This is a genomic window from Erwinia oleae (assembly GCF_000770305.1).
In the GTDB taxonomy this organism is placed as follows: domain Bacteria; phylum Pseudomonadota; class Gammaproteobacteria; order Enterobacterales; family Enterobacteriaceae; genus Erwinia; species Erwinia oleae.
This window is the reverse complement of record NZ_JNVB01000010.1, coordinates 1-17039: the sequence shown is the minus strand read 5'-3', so window position 1 is coordinate 17039 and position 17039 is coordinate 1. Positions and strand designations below refer to the sequence as shown.

General features: G+C 56.5%; 15 protein-coding genes. 2 read left to right on the top strand and 13 right to left on the bottom strand.

What is annotated here, in order from left to right; genetic code table 11:
* The first annotated feature begins 93 nt into the window (after positions 1 to 93).
* A complete protein-coding gene (locus tag GS12_RS04955; protein ID WP_034944477.1) occupies positions 94 to 2028 on the top strand; it encodes a methyl-accepting chemotaxis protein in 1935 nt (644 codons plus the stop codon).
* Between the two features lie 54 nt (positions 2029 to 2082).
* A complete protein-coding gene (bsmA, locus tag GS12_RS04950; RefSeq protein ID WP_034944474.1) occupies positions 2083 to 2406 on the top strand; it encodes a biofilm peroxide resistance protein BsmA in 324 nt (107 codons plus the stop codon).
* Between the two features lie 22 nt (positions 2407 to 2428).
* Here the strand turns inward: bsmA and rlmB are convergent, their stop codons facing one another.
* The 13 genes from rlmB to tsaE all read right to left on the bottom strand — a co-directional run.
* Positions 2429 to 3163, bottom strand: coding sequence for a 23S rRNA (guanosine(2251)-2'-O)-methyltransferase RlmB (gene rlmB / locus GS12_RS04945; protein WP_034911729.1), 735 nt, complete (start codon positions 3161 to 3163; stop codon positions 2429 to 2431).
* Between the two features lie 24 nt (positions 3164 to 3187).
* On the bottom strand, positions 3188 to 5626 hold the full coding sequence (gene rnr, locus GS12_RS04940) for a ribonuclease R (RefSeq protein ID WP_034911728.1): 2439 nt from the start codon (positions 5624 to 5626) through the stop codon (positions 3188 to 3190).
* A gap of 19 nt (positions 5627 to 5645) precedes the next feature.
* Positions 5646 to 6089 (bottom strand): nitric oxide-sensing transcriptional repressor NsrR, encoded by a 444-nt coding sequence (nsrR, locus tag GS12_RS04935; RefSeq protein WP_034944471.1) that lies wholly within the window; start codon positions 6087 to 6089, stop codon positions 5646 to 5648.
* A 177-nt stretch (positions 6090 to 6266) separates the two neighbouring features.
* Positions 6267 to 7565 (bottom strand): adenylosuccinate synthase, encoded by a 1299-nt coding sequence (locus tag GS12_RS04930; RefSeq protein WP_034911722.1) that lies wholly within the window; start codon positions 7563 to 7565, stop codon positions 6267 to 6269.
* 153 nt (positions 7566 to 7718) lie between these two features.
* A complete protein-coding gene (locus tag GS12_RS04925; protein WP_034944468.1) occupies positions 7719 to 7919 on the bottom strand; it encodes a DUF2065 domain-containing protein in 201 nt (66 codons plus the stop codon).
* A gap of 64 nt (positions 7920 to 7983) precedes the next feature.
* Positions 7984 to 8988 carry a protease modulator HflC gene (gene hflC, locus GS12_RS04920; protein WP_034944465.1) on the bottom strand — a complete coding sequence of 335 codons (1005 nt, stop codon included), beginning with the start codon at positions 8986 to 8988 and terminating at the stop codon, positions 7984 to 7986.
* 3 nt (positions 8989 to 8991) lie between these two features.
* Positions 8992 to 10236: an FtsH protease activity modulator HflK gene (gene hflK / locus GS12_RS04915; RefSeq protein ID WP_034944450.1), complete on the bottom strand. Its 1245-nt coding sequence runs from the start codon at positions 10234 to 10236 to the stop codon at positions 8992 to 8994.
* Positions 10237 to 10305: 69 nt separating this feature from the next.
* Complete coding sequence (gene hflX / locus GS12_RS04910) at positions 10306 to 11586, bottom strand: ribosome rescue GTPase HflX (protein ID WP_034911713.1); 1281 nt, start codon at positions 11584 to 11586, stop codon at positions 10306 to 10308.
* 184 nt (positions 11587 to 11770) lie between these two features.
* Complete coding sequence (gene hfq, locus GS12_RS04905; protein ID WP_034911711.1) at positions 11771 to 12082, bottom strand: RNA chaperone Hfq; 312 nt, start codon at positions 12080 to 12082, stop codon at positions 11771 to 11773.
* Positions 12083 to 12184: 102 nt separating this feature from the next.
* Positions 12185 to 13135, bottom strand: a complete 951-nt coding sequence (gene miaA / locus GS12_RS04900; protein WP_034944446.1) for a tRNA (adenosine(37)-N6)-dimethylallyltransferase MiaA — start codon at positions 13133 to 13135, stop codon at positions 12185 to 12187.
* On the bottom strand, positions 13128 to 14960 hold the full coding sequence (mutL, locus tag GS12_RS04895) for a DNA mismatch repair endonuclease MutL (RefSeq protein WP_034944443.1): 1833 nt from the start codon (positions 14958 to 14960) through the stop codon (positions 13128 to 13130). The genes miaA and mutL overlap by 8 nt, the downstream gene beginning before the upstream one ends.
* A 17-nt stretch (positions 14961 to 14977) precedes the next feature.
* On the bottom strand, positions 14978 to 16633 hold the full coding sequence (gene amiB / locus GS12_RS04890; RefSeq protein WP_034944440.1) for an N-acetylmuramoyl-L-alanine amidase AmiB: 1656 nt from the start codon (positions 16631 to 16633) through the stop codon (positions 14978 to 14980).
* Positions 16630 to 17039, bottom strand: a 410-nt coding sequence (gene tsaE / locus GS12_RS04885; RefSeq protein WP_034944437.1) for a tRNA (adenosine(37)-N6)-threonylcarbamoyltransferase complex ATPase subunit type 1 TsaE, incomplete at its 5' end; no start/stop codon positions are given. The genes tsaE and amiB, both read right to left, overlap by 4 nt.

Sequence of the window (17039 nt, the reverse complement as noted above, 5' to 3'; positions counted from 1 at the left end):
AAAATTATCGCATTTACAACCTGCCACACTAAATTTTTTACGAAAATTGCCGTTAACCGTTACAACCCACTTTCATCCTTTACAGGCTAACCTATGAAACACTTCTCATTGGGCCGCTGGAGCCTTGGCGTCAAGCTGTCGGCGATTGCCTCTGCCACGGTGGCCGTGCTGTTTCTGATCCTGACGCTGGCCCTGACGCATAATGCATCGCGCCAGATGGAGAGTCTGACCCGACAGAACATGGAAAATCAGGTCAGCGGCATCAGTGATATGGCCAGCATGTTTAACAGTACGCTGGGCGAAGAAGTCGCGAACTATATGATGCTGCTTCAAAGCTTCCTTCCCAAGCGCTTCTCACTGGATAATACGCAGCCAATCACCGTTGGCACTGAACAGGTAGGTACGCTGCGTGCGGGCCTGAAGACGTTGAACCTTGATCAGGTGATGGTGGACGACTTCCAACAGCGTACCGGCGCCATCTCAACCATTTTTGTACGCACCGGTGATGATTTCCTGCGTATTTCCACTTCGCTGCGTACCGAGAACGGCGAGCGCGCTGTCGGCACGCGCCTTGACCGCGGCGGTCCGGTCTGGAAGCTGGCGCTGAACGGCGACGCCTATCAGGGCGTGACGATGCTGTTTGGCAAACGCTATATCACCCAGTATCAACCCGTTAAAGACAGCAGCGGCAAGGTAATCGGCATCCTGTTCGTTGGCGTGGACATCACCAAACAGTATGCGCTTATTCGGGATAAAGTTTTAAGCCGAAAACTGGGCGATAGCGGACGCTTCTCTGTGTTGAGCAGCGCGCCCGGCAAAACGCACGGCCAGTTTATTTTTCATCCCACGCTCGAAGGCAAACAGCCTGACTGGCCCGCTGACTTTCAGGCGCGGCTACTGACGCAGACGAACGGTGCAGAAGAGTTACAGGAAGAGGATGACCACGCGCAGATTATCACCTGGCAACGGTTACCAGGCTGGAACTGGGTGATCATCGGTGAGGTGGACAAGGCCAGTCTGCTGGCGCCCATTAACCATATCCGTAATCTGTTTCTGCTGATTGGCGCCGCGCTGGTGGTGCTGTTCGCCCTCACCTTTGCCATTACCACCCGCCGCTGGCTCAGCAGGCCGTTGCAGCAGGTCATTGAGCTGGCGCGCCACTACTCATCAGGTAACCTGCTGGCTACGCTGGAAACAACGCGTCATGATGAAGTAGGCCAGTTGATTACCGCCATTAATGGTATTGGCGACGGTCTGGAGCGCGTGGTTTTTCAGGTTCGCGGCGCCGCGCAGGAGATAAGCAGCGGCACGGATGCCATTGCGCTGGGTAGCGAGAACATCAGCGAACAGATTTCACGCCAGGCCAGCAGCGTTGAGCAAACCTCGGCCAGCATGGAAGAGATCAGCGCGACCGTTGCGCAAAATGCCGCTAACGTCACACAGGCGCTGATGCTGGTCGGCGAGGCCGCCACGGCGGTTCAGCATGGAGGTGAAACCGTTTCGCGCTCGGTAATGACGATGACGGACATCAAAAGCGCCTCACAAAATATTGCGGATATCACTCAGGTTATCGAATCTATCGCTTTCCAGACCAATATTCTGGCGCTTAACGCTGCGGTCGAAGCCGCCCGCGCCGGAGAACATGGCAAAGGCTTTGCCGTAGTGGCGGCGGAAGTGCGTGCGCTGGCGCAGCGCAGCGCGCAGGCGGCGAAAGAGATCAATACGCTCATCGATAACTCGCTTGGTCAAATCGTGCAGGGCTACACGCTCTCTGAGCAGACACAGCAGGCAATGGCGGAGATCACTGGACGCATCGAGCAGGTAAAAACGCTGATGAGTGAAATCGACGTGGCCTCAAAAGAGCAGGCTGCCGGTATTGGCCAGGTGAATCAGGCGATGACGCATATCGGACAGGCCACGCATCAGAGCACCGAACTGGTGGCCGCTTCCGGGCAAACCGCTCATGAACTGAGTCGAAAAGGTCACCATTTGACGCAACTGGTCAGCATCTTTACCGTCAAAGCCTGAAATCCCGCAGGGATGGCTTACACTTAAAGGCCATCCCTGTTAAAAGGCCACATCATGCGCCGCTTTGTTCCCTTGATCGTCACACTTCTGCTTGCGGGCTGTAGCCTGTTTGCTAACACGCCGCAGCCCGCGCCCGCGCCGACCGCTCAGGCACAGGAAATCACGCGCGCGCAAACGGGCGGGCTGACGCGTCTGGGCAGCATCAGCGTGCAGGAGCGCGGTTCACCGGATGATGCCCAGCGAGCGATTGAGGCGAAGGCGAATGAGGCGGGCGCGAACTATTATGTGGTGCAGCTGGTCAGCGAAACCGTTATCCCTGGCGTCTGGTACGCAACGGCGGTGCTTTACGCAACAGCAAACGGCGGCGCGCAGCCGTAGCTGGCGCTGCCGTTGTTAGCGTTTAACCGCGTCGCTGACGCACGGCTTCAAACAGGCAGATGCCGGTTGCTACCGATACATTCAGCGAAGAGACGCTGCCCGCCATCGGTATGCTGATCAGCTCGTCGCAGTGCTCGCGCGTCAGGCGGCGCATGCCTTCGCCTTCTGCGCCCATCACCAGTGCCATCGGGCCGGTCATTTTGCTCTGAAACAGGGAGTGATCCGCTTCGCCTGCGGTGCCCACCAGCCAGACATTCGCTTCCTGAAGCACGCGCATGGTGCGCGCCAGATTGGTCACGCGGATCAGCGGCACGTTTTCCGCCGCGCCGCTGGCCACTTTCTTCGCCGTAGCGTTCAGGGTGGCCGATCGATCGCGCGGCACAATTACCGCATGCACGCCCGCCGCATCGGCGCTGCGCAGGCAGGCGCCGAGGTTATGCGGATCGGTGACGCCATCAAGGATCAGTAAAAACGGCGAATCCAGACTCTCCAGCAGGTCAGGAAGATCCGCCTCCTGATACTGACGGCCCGGCTTAACGCGCGCCACGATCCCCTGATGCACCGCGCCTTCTGCCTGGCTGTCCAGCCACTGACGGCTGGCGATCTGAATCACCAGCCCCTGCGCTTCCAGCGCTTTCACCAGCGGTTGCAGGCGACGATCGTCGCGCCCTTTCAGAATAAAAACTTCCTGAAAGCGCTGCGGATCGCGCTCCAGCAGCGCCTGTACAGCATGGATGCCAAAAACAATTTCACTCATTCACGTTACTCAACAAATTATCGCTTATTCAGCTTTCTTCGCAGCACGCTTCGAACGCGTGGCCTGCGCAATTTTGCGGGTTTTGTCCGACGGCTTTTTGGTTTTTTCGGGCCGTCCGGCGGTCGCATTTTCTTTCTCTTTCGGCGCGCGAAACGCGCTGTCAGGTTCGAAGTTTTTCCCTTTGCGCTGCTCGCGACGGCGTCTGCCGCTGTTTGGCGCTGCGGCGCCTCTCTTCGTCCGTTCGCGCTCGGTCTTGCCTTCGCTACGCGGCCTGCGTCCGCCTGAAATCAGCGCGAAATCGATTTTGCGCTCTTCCATGTGCACGGCCTCGACACGCACTTCTACCGCGTCGCCCAGGCGCCAGGACTTGCCGCCGGACTCGCCCACCAGCCGCTGACCCACCGCGTCGAAGCGGTAGTAATCGTTATCCAGCGTGGAGACGTGAACCAGTCCGTCAATAAACAGATCGGTCAGGCGCACGAAGAAACCGAAACCGGTGACGCTGGAGATGACGCCGCTGAAGGTTTCGCCCACCTGGTCCTGCATAAAGTCGCACTTCAGCCAGTCGGCAACGTCGCGGGTGGCTTCATCCGCGCGCCGTTCGGTCAGAGAGCAGTGCTGACCCAGTTGCAACATCTGTTGCAGATCGTAGTGCCAGCCGCCGCCCGGCGTGGTTTCGCCCTTCAGCGTCCCGTTCTCTTTCGCCAGCAGATATTTGATGGCGCGATGCAGCAGCAGATCGGGATAGCGGCGGATCGGCGAGGTGAAGTGCGCATAGGACGCCAGCGCCAGGCCAAAATGGCCGCGGTTTTCTGGATCGTAAACCGCCTGTTTCATCGAGCGCAGCAGCATGGTTTGCAGCATTTCATGATCGGGCCGATGCGCAATCTGCGTCAGCAGCTCCGCGTAATCCAGCGGATGCGGTTTGGCGCCGCCGCCCAGCGACAGGCCCAGCTCGTTCAACACGGAACGGAAGCTTTTTACGTTCTCTTCGCTCGGACGATCGTGATCGCGGAACAGCGCCGGTTCGTTGTTTTTCTCGACATAGCGCGCAGAAGCGATGTTGGCAAGGATCATGCACTCTTCGATCAGCTTATGGGCGTCGTTGCGAGAAACCTGTTCCACGCGCTCGATACGGCGTTCGGCATTAAAAATAAACTTCGCCTCTTCCGTTTCAAACGAGATGCCGCCGCGTTGCTCGCGCGCCTTATCCAGCACCAGATACATACGGTGCAGCTCTTCGAGATCTTTCACCAGCGGCTGATACTGTTCGCGCAGCGCCTGATCGCCCTGGAGAATGCTCCACACTTTGTTATAGGTCAGGCGCGCCCAGGAGTTCATTACCGCTTCATAGTGCTTGTAGCCGGTGAGTTTGCCGGTAGCGGAGATGGTCATTTCGCATACCATACACAGGCGATCCACCTGCGGATTGAGCGAGCACAGGCCGTTGGAGAGCACTTCAGGCAGCATCGGCACAACCTGAGAGGGGAAGTAGACCGAGGTGCCGCGGTTCACCGCTTCGTCATCCAGCGGCGTGCCGGGACGCACATAGTAACTGACATCGGCAATGGCCACCCACAGACGCCAGCCGCCGCCGCGTTTTCTTTCACAGAAAACGGCATCGTCAAAGTCGCGAGCGTCTTCGCCGTCAATGGTCACCAGCGGGAGATCGCGCAGATCCACGCGCCCTGCTTTCGCCTCTTCCGGCACCTCTTCTTTCAGCTTAGCGATCTGCTGCTCAAGCTCCGGCGGCCAGCTATGCGGAATATCATGGGTGCGCAGCGCCATCTCAACGGCCATGCCGGTGCCCATATTGTCGCCCAGCACTTCGATAATGTTACCGACGGCTTTGCTGCGGCGGGTAGGACGCTGGGTCAGCTCGACCACCACCACAGAGCCCATGCGGGCATTCATCAGCGACTCGGGCGGAATGAGAATATCGAAGCTGAGACGACCATCGTCCGGCACCACGAAGCCAACGCCCGCCTCGGTAAAGTAGCGACCAACGATTTGATTGTTACGCGGCTCCAGCACGCGAACCACGCGCGCCTCGCGGCGGCCCTTGCGATCGGCGCCCATTGCCTGCGCCAGGATCACGTCACCATGCATACACATTTTCATCTGCTCGGCAGAGAGGTAAAGATCGTCTTTGCTGCCTTCGATGCGTAAAAAGCCGAAACCGTCGCGATGGCCGATAACTTTACCGCGCAGCAGATCGAGGCGCTCCGGCAGCGCATAGCACTGGCGGCGAGTAAAGACTAACTGTCCATCGCGCTCCATCGCGCGCAGGCGACGCCGCAGTGCTTCAATCTGCTCTTCATCAGAGATGGACAGCTCTTCGGCCAGCTCTTCGCGGCTGGCCGGTTTTTCACGTTTATCAAGATGGGAAAGGATAAATTCACGACTGGGAATGGGGTTGTCGTATTTTTCCGCTTCCCGTTCCTTAAATGGATCTTGTGACATGTCGGTTCCTCCGTTGTCATCAGATGCTGAGTGAAGGACGTTCACCCAACAACAAGTGATAGAGCGGCTGATTGTCTTCAATCATATCGGCCAGCGTATAACCATCCAATATGGCAAGAAAATTCTGTACCGCCTCGTTCAGCGCCTTTTTTAAGCGGCAGGCTGAGGTAATGTGGCAAAAATCGCTGTGGCAGTTAACCAGCTGGAGCGGCTCCATATCGCGCACCACCTGGCCAATCACAATTTCCGACGCCGGTTTGCCAAGTTTAATCCCGCCGTTTTTACCGCGCGCGGCCGCCACGTAACCTGCCCGGCTAAGTTGATTGATAATTTTGACCATATGGTTACGCGATACGCCATAGGTTTCAGTCACCTCGGTGATGCTGGTCAGTTTGCCCGGCGGCAAAGTGGCCATGAAAATCAGCGCTCGTAATCCATAATCGGTAAAACTGGTTAGCTGCACGATGACCTCAAAGCGCGATATATAACGCGGTAGCTGCCGCTATTTGATAATTAACAGGAATATTATTGATGATAATAAACCAGCCTCTGCCGTCAGGCCTCGTTTATTTGGAAAATCATCGGCGGGAAAACAACGCAATAAGCAAAAGGCCGGGAAAACCCGGCCTCAGTAGCAGCGTTATGCATCAAAAGGATCGCGCAGGATCATCGTTTCACTGCGATCCGGGCCGGTTGAGATGATATCGACCGGCACGCCGGTAAGCGCTTCAACGCGCTTGATGTAGTCGCGCGCCGCCTGTGGCAGCCCTTCCAACGTTTTCACGCCAAAGGTGTTTTCGCTCCAGCCCGGCAGGGTTTCGTAAATCGGCTCAATACCTTCCCAGCCTTCTGCCGCCAGCGGCGTGGTGGTGACTTCCCGGCCATCAGGCATGCGGTACGCCACGCAAATTTTTACCTCATTCAGGCCATCCAGCACGTCCAGTTTGGTCATACAGAAACCAGACAGTGAGTTGATCTGCACGGCACGACGCACGGCAACCGCATCCAGCCAGCCGGTGCGGCGACGGCGGCCGGTAGTGGCGCCAAACTCATTACCTTTTTTACACAGGAACTCGCCGGTTTCGTCGAAAAGTTCAGTAGGGAATGGGCCTGCACCGACGCGGGTTGAGTAGGCTTTAACAATACCCAACACGTAATCTACGTAGCGCGGGCCGATACCGGAACCCGTTGCCACGCCGCCCGCGGTGGTGTTTGAAGAGGTGACAAAAGGATAAGTGCCATGATCGATATCCAGCAGCGTGCCCTGAGCGCCTTCAAACATAATCAGATCGCCGCGCTGGCGTGCGCCGTCGAGCAGTTCAGAGACGTCAACCACCATGCCAGTGAGGATATCGGCGATAGCCATGATATCGCTGAGCACCGTGTCATAGTCGACGGCCTCTTCTTTGTAGTAATTCACCAGCTGGAAGTTGTGATAATCCATCACCTCTTTCAACTTATCGGCAAACGTCTCTTTATTGAACAGATCGCCAACGCGCAGGCCGCGACGGGCGACTTTGTCTTCATAAGCCGGGCCGATGCCGCGACCGGTGGTGCCGATAGCTTTCGCGCCGCGCGCTTTTTCGCGCGCCACGTCCAGCGCAACGTGATATTCAAGAATAAGCGGGCAGGCTTCAGAAATAAACAGACGCTCACGTACCGGGAAGCCGCGATCCTCCAGACCTTTCATCTCTTTCATCAGCGCAGCAGGCGAAAGCACAACACCGTTACCGATGATGCTGGTTACATTTTCGCGCAGGATGCCAGAGGGAATTAAGTGGAGTACGGTTTTTTCACCGTTGATGACTAGCGTATGGCCAGCGTTATGACCGCCCTGGTAGCGCACAACGTATTTAGCACGCTCAGTCAGCAGATCAACTATCTTTCCTTTACCTTCGTCACCCCATTGGGTGCCCAGTACGACGACGTTCTTACCCATTTCTCAAAATCACCGATTGCTTAAAAATGGATTCTAACACCGTAAAGTGTCTCTTTCAGCTGTTTTAACCGTCAATTGGCGACTTTTTTGCCCGTAGCACCGCGAATAACCTGGCAATTGCAGAGCCGCTAAAACCGGTGAACCGCTCTGTTTTTACCCGCCGTTTCGTGCCGAAACCATATAGTAGATCACCGCGCCTGCCACCACTAAACCGCCGCCAAAGCGACGAAGCACCGTATCGGGAAGCTGCGCCATCGCGAGTATCATCCGACGCCAGATGCGCGGCAATAACATCGGCCCTAAACCTTCTAAAACCAGCACCAACGCCAGCGCCATCCAAATGGTTGGGTTCATTTAATTATCCGATAAATACAAAAAAAAAGGCCGGATTATCCGGCCTTCAATTTATAGCAGATTCTTAGCGCGTGGCGTTAGAGGGCGATTTCATAAAGCGGAAGAAATCGCTATCCGGGCTGAGAACCATGACGTCCTGACTACTCTGGAAGCTGTTGTCGTAGGCGCGCAGACTACGGATAAAGGCGTAGAAGTCAGGGTCCTGACTGAACGCATCAGCGAACAGCTTAGCAGCTTCTGCATCGCCTTCACCACGCGTAATCAGCGCGGTACGTTGCGCTTCCGCCAGCGTGCGGGTCACTTCGTAATCCGCACCCGCACGCAGTTTCTCGGCCTCTTCCTGCCCCTGCGAGCGCTGGCTGCGAGCAACGGCTTCACGTTCGGCGCGCATACGGTTGTAAATGGCGTCTGACACTTCAGTAGGCAGGTTGATCTGCTTGATCCGTACGTCTACGACCTGGATGCCCAGCGCAGCCATGCTGTTAGGATTCACTTTCGGCGCGTCGCCGGTGGTTTCACGCTCAACGCGCGCGGCCACAGAGGCGATGGCGTCGTCGGCAGCTGGCGTTGCAACCTCGTCATCTTTACCTGACGTGCCGGTATTCAGCGCGTCGCGTACGTCAGTGGTCAGCCGTCCACGCGAATCGGTAACGATATCCTTCACGTCGAGACGACCAATTTCAGATCGCAGACGGTCGCTGAACTTACGCTTCAGCAGCACTTCCGCCTGAGAAACATCGCCGCCGCCCGTTGCCAGGTAGTAACGGCTGAAGTCACTGATGCGCCACTTAATGTAAGAATCGACAATCAGATCTTTTTTCTCTTTGGTGACGAAGCGATCCGCCTGGTTATCCATGGTCTGGATACGCGCGTCCAGTGACTTTACCGATTCCAGGAAAGGGATCTTAAAGTGCAGGCCGGGCGCATAAACCAGCGGTTTGTTTTCACCATCGCGCAGAACTTTGCCGAAGCGCATCACAATGCCGCGCTGGCCTTCCTGAACAACAAACAGTGACGCGTAAAGCAGCACCAGTACAACTACTAATAATACGATCAATGGTTTACGCATCGATTAATCCCTCCCCTGGCGCTGGGTATCGTTGCGCTGAGCGTTTACCCGGCGCTGATCCATGATGTCGCCCGGACTGAACGACGAACTTCCGCTGGCGCGTTCATTGCCGCCGGAAGCAGGCGGCAGCCGCAGCAGACTGGAACTGTTGTCGCGCGCAGCACCGGCCCCTGCGTCATTCTGACCGCGCATGAGCTGATCGAGCGGAAGCACCATCAGGTTGTTGCCTTTATCGTTAACCAGCACCTTGCGGGTGTGGCTGAGCACGCGTTCCATTGTTTCAATATAGAGACGTTCACGGGTGATTTCCGGCGCGGCTTTATATTCCGGCAGGAGCTTGGCAAAACGCGCCACTTCACCCTGCGCTTCCAGAACGGTGCGCGATTTGTATGCACGCGCTTCTTCAAGAATACGCTGTGCCTGACCGTTCGCACGCGGCTGGACCTCATTGGCATAGGCTTCCGCCTCACGTACGTACTGCTCGCGGTTTTCACGCGCGGCAATCGCATCGTCAAATGCGGCCTTAACCTCTTCCGGCGGACGCGCAGCCTGGAAGTTCACGTCCAACAGCGTAATGCCCATATCATAAGGACGAATGGTTTCTTCCAATTCGCGCTGGGTTTCGCTACGCACCACGGTACGGCCTTCGGTCAGGATGCGATCCATTGAAGAACGGCCGATTACGCCGCGCAGCGCGCTGTCAGTGGCCTGACGCAGGCTGTCATCTGCGCTGGTGACAGCGAACAGATAGCGTTCAGGATTGGTCACGCGATACTGAACGTTCATCTCCACGCGCACCACATTCTCATCCGAGGTGAGCATGGTGCCGGATGCCGCCAGCTCGCGTACGGCCTCAACGTTAACCGCCCGGACCTGATCGATAAAGGTGGGTTTCCAGTTCAGGCCTGGCTCCACCAAATGGCTGAATTTGCCAAAGCGCGTGACCACGCCGCGTTCCGCTTCCTTAATGGTATAGAAGCCGCTGGCGGCCCAAATTACTACCGCCGCCACCACAACGATCCCAAGCACGCGTCCGCCGCGTCCCGGTGTACGCTGTCCGCTGCCGCTATCGTTTTTACCACCGCCAAAGCCGCCAAGCTTTTTGCTCAGCTTGCGAAAAATATCATCCAAATCGGGTGGCCCTTTATCGCGCCCTCCCTTATTTCCCCCAGAGTTGCCGCCTTGATTATTGCTGCTTCCCCACGGGTCGCGGTCCTGTCCGTTATTTCCGGGCTGATTCCACGCCATGTTTATACTCCATTAATTGTGTATGCGGTGGTATCCCAAAACCGGGATACGCGTATCAGGCAAAATCAGTCAAACAATGTATTCCACCAGCGTCGGTTCCTGTTTACACAGGCGACGCCAGTCAACGACAGGCATGCGGATATGCAAACCCACGCTGCCGTCATCTTCATTCCACTCTTTTTCAATAGCCTGAAGCTGATAAAAGCGGCTGCGCAATCGCCCGGCTTCAGGCGGCAAACGCAAATCGTACTGTGCTATGTCGCCGGCCAGCCGCTCGGTGAGCGCCTCAAACAGCAACGGAATCCCTTCGCCCGTTTGCGCTGAAAGCCAGACGCGAACCGGAATATTTTCCTCATTGCGATCGATACGCGGGACAAAATCTTCCAGCATATCGATTTTATTCATTACCAGTAGTGAAGGGATCTCGTCAGATTCAATTTCTTCCAGCACAATATCGACCGCCTTGATATTTTCATCAACGCGGTTATCGGCCGCATCAATCACATGCAGCAGCAGCGCCGCCTGGCGCGTTTCCTGAAGCGTGGCCTTAAAGGCGGCAACTAAATCGTGCGGAAGATGGCGGATGAACCCAACCGTGTCCGCCAGTACCACTTCGCCGACGTCTGCGACGTCAACACGGCGGAGCGTGGGATCCAGAGTGGCAAAGAGCTGATCGGCGGCATAAACGTCGGCCGAGGTCAGACGGTTAAACAGCGTCGATTTACCAGCGTTGGTATAACCCACCAGCGACACCGTGGGCACATCGGCTTTGTTACGCGACTGTCGTCCCTGGTCACGCTGCTTTTCAACGCGTTCCAGTCGGGAAAGGATTAACGTAATGCGATTGCGCAGCAAACGGCGGTCGGTTTCAAGCTGCGTCTCGCCCGGCCCACGCAGGCCGATACCGCCTTTCTGACGTTCGAGATGCGTCCAGCCGCGTACCAGGCGCGTGGCAAGATGCCGAAGCTGCGCCAGCTCGACCTGCAATTTACCTTCATGCGTACGCGCCCGCTGGGCAAAAATATCCAGGATCAGCCCGGTACGATCGATAACGCGGCACTGACACAGTGCCTCAAGGTTACGCTCCTGCGCCGGACTAAGGGCGTGATCGAAGAGCACCACGGAAGCGCCGGATGTTTTCACCGCTTCGGCGATTTCAATGGCCTTCCCTTCGCCAACAAAATATTTAGGATGGGGGGATTTGCGGCTGCCTGTTACCACTCGCAGCGCCTCGACACCCGAAGAAGATACCAGGGTTTCAAATTCCTGAAGATCTTCCATATCTCTGTCTTGAGAGAAATAGATGTGCACCAGTACGGCCTGCTCACCGGCATCATAACGGTCAAACAAACTTAAAACCTCTCAGAACCTTGTTAAACCTGCTACACGATGGCCATACTGCGTGGAAATCAGATTCAAATTGCGCGTTTCGTTAAGTAAAAGCCGCATAATATTCTGCCGCTTTGCCTGTAAAAACCGGCTTAAGACATACCTGGTCGGGAACGATCACGCCCCCGCCGGGTAAAATCCACACTTACTCTGTGTCGTCACTGTCTTGCTGAGGCTGCGAAGACGCCCCCTGATTACTGCCACCGTGATGATAGTTATTGCTTCCGCCACCCGTATTATTACTATGATGGGAGACCGGCCGGGACGGAACTACGGTTGAGATAGCGTGCTTATATACCATCTGGCTCACCGTGTTTTTTAATAAAATTACAAACTGATCAAACGACTCAATCTGACCCTGAAGTTTGATGCCGTTTACCAAATAAATCGAAACCGGAACCCGTTCGCGACGCAGTGCGTTCAGGAACGGGTCTTGCAATGATTGCCCCTTAGCCATTCTATCTTTTCCTTATATGCTTGTTGTTTGTTGCTTAAGAACCTGTCGGCCCTGAAATACAGCGTAAAAAATTGCGCAGGATAACGTACCAATTGTACACATTCACCCAGTGTTCGCATCAAGAACCTGTAATACTCTGACCAGCGCGGCGTCAGGTTGTTCGCTATTGAGCCAGTGAACACCGTCCCAACCGCGTAGCCAGGTCATCTGACGCTTCGCTAATTGCCGGGTTGCGCAAATTCCTCGATAAACCATGTCATCGTAATCGATCTCGCCAGCCAGATATGACCACATCTGGCGATAGCCGACACAACGAATGGAAGGCAGGTCCGTATGCAAATCTTCTCGTGCAAAAAGCGCCCGAGCCTCCGTTTCAAATCCTGACGCCAACATCTGCATGAAACGCTGTTCAATACGTTGATGGAGCTGTTCGCGCTCCAAAGGGGCAATCGCAAATTGAGTCACATCGTATGACAACGCCTCGCCTGAAGTTTTAGTCAGTTCCGTTAAAGTGTTACCCGAAATAAAAAAAACTTCCAGTGCTCGCGAGAGTCTCTGCGGATCATTCGGATGAATACGATTCGCTGCCGTGGGATCTATTTCACATAACTGACGGTGCAGCGCGTCCCACCCGCGCTCGCTCGCCATTTGCTCAATACGCTGACGCACCTCAGGATCGGCCGGGGGCAATGGCGACAATCCTTCCAGTAACGCCTTGTAGTAGAGCATGGTACCGCCAACAAGCAGCGGAATTCGCCCGCGTTGGGTAATTTCCGCCATTTCAACCAGCGCATCACGACGAAACTCCGCGGCTGAGTAAGCCTCAGCGGGATCGCGAATGTCCAGTAAACGATGGGGCGCAAGCCGCAGCTCTTCTGCGGAAGGCTTGGCCGTGCCGATGTCCATTCCCCGATAGATAAGTGCGGAATCGACGCTAATCAACTCAACCGGCAACCGCTGGCGTAAGGCCATCGCCAGCGCAGTTTTGCCGGAAGCCGTTGGCCCCATTAAAAAGATAGCCTTTGGTCGGCCAGCCTTGGATGTTTCACTCATGCTTCAGGGCGTTCAACGCCGGTTCCAGATCGATATACTGTAAAAGGCCAGAAGGCGGCGATTTCATCAGTTGCGGACAAAGTCTTTCAACCTCTGCCAGCAGCGCAATCGCCTGCGAGTGATTCCAGTGCGGATGTTCAATCGCCGAATGACGCGCCAGCCACTGCGCCAGCTGCAAAACTGTCACATCCTGCTGTCCGGCTAAATAGCCTAACAGGTCTGGAATCAAGATTTGTAAATTTTGTTGGCGCAATGGTAAAGGCACCGCGCGCAACGTGACGTGATGTCCATCAATATCAACGTCAACGCCCATTTTCACCAGTAACGAATGAAAGCGGGCAAGCGCATCGCGATCGGTTTTGTCGACCTTCATACGCAGTGGGATCAGCAGCAGCTGCGGCTTGAGTCCGTCTTCGCCGGGTTCAAGCTGCGCCTGTTTCAGCCAGCGCTCAGCAACGGCGAGCGAAATAAGCGCCAGCCTGTCGCCCCTTTCAACCAGCGCGAAGCCGTTCTGCACCACGCTCAGCACGCGGCCAAAGCTCTGCTGGTGACCAGCCAGCGGCGCCTCTGCGACAGGGGAAGGCGCAGGCTCCTGCGATGCGGCTTTGTCACCCACTTTCATCAGTTGCTGATAAAGCGCGCCTTCGCGTTTCTGGTAGGTGGGCTGCTCCTGACGCTGAGCACCAAAACCTTTCTGCGCGCCGCCGCCTTGAGACGCCCCTGTTGCAGCGCGCGGCGCAGCCGGCGTGACCGGCAGCGAAAAGTGGTTGCCGCCCGCCGCCGGGCGATTTTCCGGTTGCGCCCGCGCGGGCGACGTGCCGGACGGTACGGTTTCCTGTAGGGCAGTGGCTACGCCCTGATAGATAAAATCATGCACCAGCCTTGACTGATGAAAGCGCACTTCGTGCTTGGCGGGATGTACGTTGACATCAACCTGGTGCGGGTCAATCTCGAGGTAAAGCACGTAGGCGGGCTGATGATCGTCGCCCAGCCGATCCAGATACGCCTGGCGAATGGCGTGATTGATCAACCGATCGCGCATCATCCGCCCGTTTACATAGCAATATTGTAAATCAGTTATTGCGCGCGAACCGGCCGGATCGGCAACCCAGCCATGCAGACTGAGATCGCCGTGCTGCCATTCAATGCGCAGGGCGTGCTCCAGAAAAGCGGTACCGCAGATTGAACCCAGTCGCCGCTCCCGCTGGCTCGCCTCGCTGACGGCGCGATACTGTCGGATGAGCTTGCCGTTATGCGTCAGTGAGAACGCGACATCAAACCTCGCCAGCGCGATACGCCGGATGATTTCATCGATGTGCGTAAACTCCGTTTTCTCCGTACGCATGAACTTGCGGCGGGCGGGCGTGTTGTAAAACAGATCGAGCACTTCCAGCGTGGTGCCGACCGGGTGCGCCGCCGGTTTTACCGTCACCGCCATTTCGCGTCCTTCCGCGTACGCCTGCCAGGCTTCACTTTGCGCCTGCGTGCGTGAAGTCAGCGTCAGGCGGGAAACCGAGCTGATGCTCGCCAGCGCTTCGCCGCGAAAACCGAGGCTCACAATCGCCTCCAGGTCATCCAGCGAGGTAATTTTACTGGTTGCATGGCGGGCCAGCGCCATCGCCAGCTCATCTTTAGTAATGCCGCAGCCGTTGTCGCGAATGCGGATCAGCTTTGCGCCGCCCTTTTCGATCTCAACATCGATGCGCGTCGCCCCCGCGTCCAGACAGTTTTCTACCAGCTCTTTGACCACTGACGCTGGCCGCTCGACCACTTCTCCGGCGGCGATCTGATTGGCGAGCTGGGGAGGCAACACCTGAATGGGCATAACGATTCCTCGGTGGATTACGATGTAGGTATTTTCAGCGTCTGACCCAGCATGACGTTTTGCGTTTTCATATTGTTCGCCTCCTGGATCGACTTCGCACTTACGCCGTAATGCGCGGCAATGGCGGTGAGGGAATCTCCCTGAACCACCTTGTGCCGCGCCGCTTTTTTCGGCGCGCTGACCGGCGTGCCGCCAGAAGGCACTTTCAGACGCTGACCGACCCAAACCACATCGCGTTTAAGGGCGTTCAGATCACGCAGCGTCGCCATACTCACGCCGTACTTCGCTGCAATACCAGACAGCGTTTCGCCACGCGCAACCACGTGGCGTTGGGTGGCGCCGGTATATTGCGTATTCGCCGGCGCGGGGTTGGGCTCTACGCTAACCGCCGCTGCGGACTGCAACGGTCGGTTTTCCTCCTTTGGGAGCGATTGTAGCGGGTGCGCCAGGAAGTAGTTGCGGAGTCCTTTGTAGATCGACTCGGCAATTTTCTCCTGGTATGCGCTACTGCCAAGCAGTCGCTCCTCCGAAGGATTACTGATAAAGCCGGTTTCAACCAGCAGTGAAGGGATATCCGGTGAACGCAGCACCCCAAGGCTCGCATGCTCAGGGCGACGCTTGTGCAGCGATCCGACGCGCTGGAGTTGAGCGATAACTTTTACAGCAACGTCGTAACCCACGCGCTGCGAATGGCCGAATTGCAAATCGAGCACGGCCTGGCTCAGGTAAGGATCGGCCTGGCTGTTTGCCAGCAGATCGCCCGCGCCGCCCAGTAACTCGGACTGTTTCTCATGTTGCTCCAGCCAGTTTGCCATCTCACTGTTGGCGCGCCGGTTAGAGAGCACCCAAACGGATGCGCCGGACGCGCTGCGATTTGGCGCGGCGTCGGCGTGAATGGAAACCAGCATATTGGCATTTTGCTTACGCGCCACGTCCGAGCGGCCCATCACAGAGATAAAGTAGTCGCCGTCGCGAGTCATCACGCCTTTAAACATCGGATCGGCGTTCAGCAACGCTTTCAGCTTGCGCGCGATGGCAATGGTGACATTTTTTTCTTTCAGCCCGCCCGGCCCCATCGCGCCAGGGTCCTGCCCGCCGTGCCCGGCATCGATGGCTACAATCACTGAATCGTTGCCCTTGCTGGCGGTAGCGCCGGGCCTGACAACCTCGTTACCACTGCTGACAGCCGTAACCGGATTTGATTTGAACGGGTTTTCGGCTGGCGATGAAGGCGTCGGAGCAGGTGCGGGAGAAACCTCAACCGGCTGTTTCGCCGCGGTGGCGCGCGAGCCGTTGATAGTAAACACCACGTTGTAAGCGTTGCCGCTGCGCTGCGTGACCGCGCGGGTTTTCCCCGGCTGGGTGAGTTCAAACACCAGCCGAATGCTCTGATTATCTTTTGGCGTGCTGGAGCGAATGCGCTTAACGATGTTCTCGCCGCTGAAGTTTAGCGGTAGCCCCTGAATAACGCCGCTCTGCCGTACGTCCAGCACGACACGACTGGGATTGCTCAACGGGAAAAAAGCATAGACTGGCTGCCCACTAAAGCTGAGCGTAACGGTCGCGCTGCTGCTGCCGTTGGACACTTTGATATCTGATAAATTTGCTGCCGTGCTGAAAAACGAACTCAATAAAAGCGTCAGTACTAAGCCAAACTTCATACGCAAATTCATTGCCCATCCTTATTTGTCGCGATCTGTTGCACCATCTTTTCACCCGTTCTGGAGCAGGCGATAACCTCAGCCTTGCGCGTCTCTCCCTGATAACTGAGGTGCAGTTCAATATCCGGCGCGGGCAGCACGCCAGCGCCTTTTTCCGGCCATTCGACCAGACAAAGCGCATCATCGGTGAAATAATCACGAATGCCCATAAACTCCAGCTCTTCAGGATCGGCCAACCGATAAAGATCGAAGTGGTAGACCCGCCTGTCGGGCAGAATGTAAGGCTCAACCAGCGTGTAGGTTGGGCTTTTCACGTTTCCCTGATGACCCAGCGCGTGCAGGAAGCCTCGGCTCAGGGTGGTTTTACCCGCGCCGAGATCGCCATACAGATAAAGTGTGGCAGCGCCCGCGTCGGCGG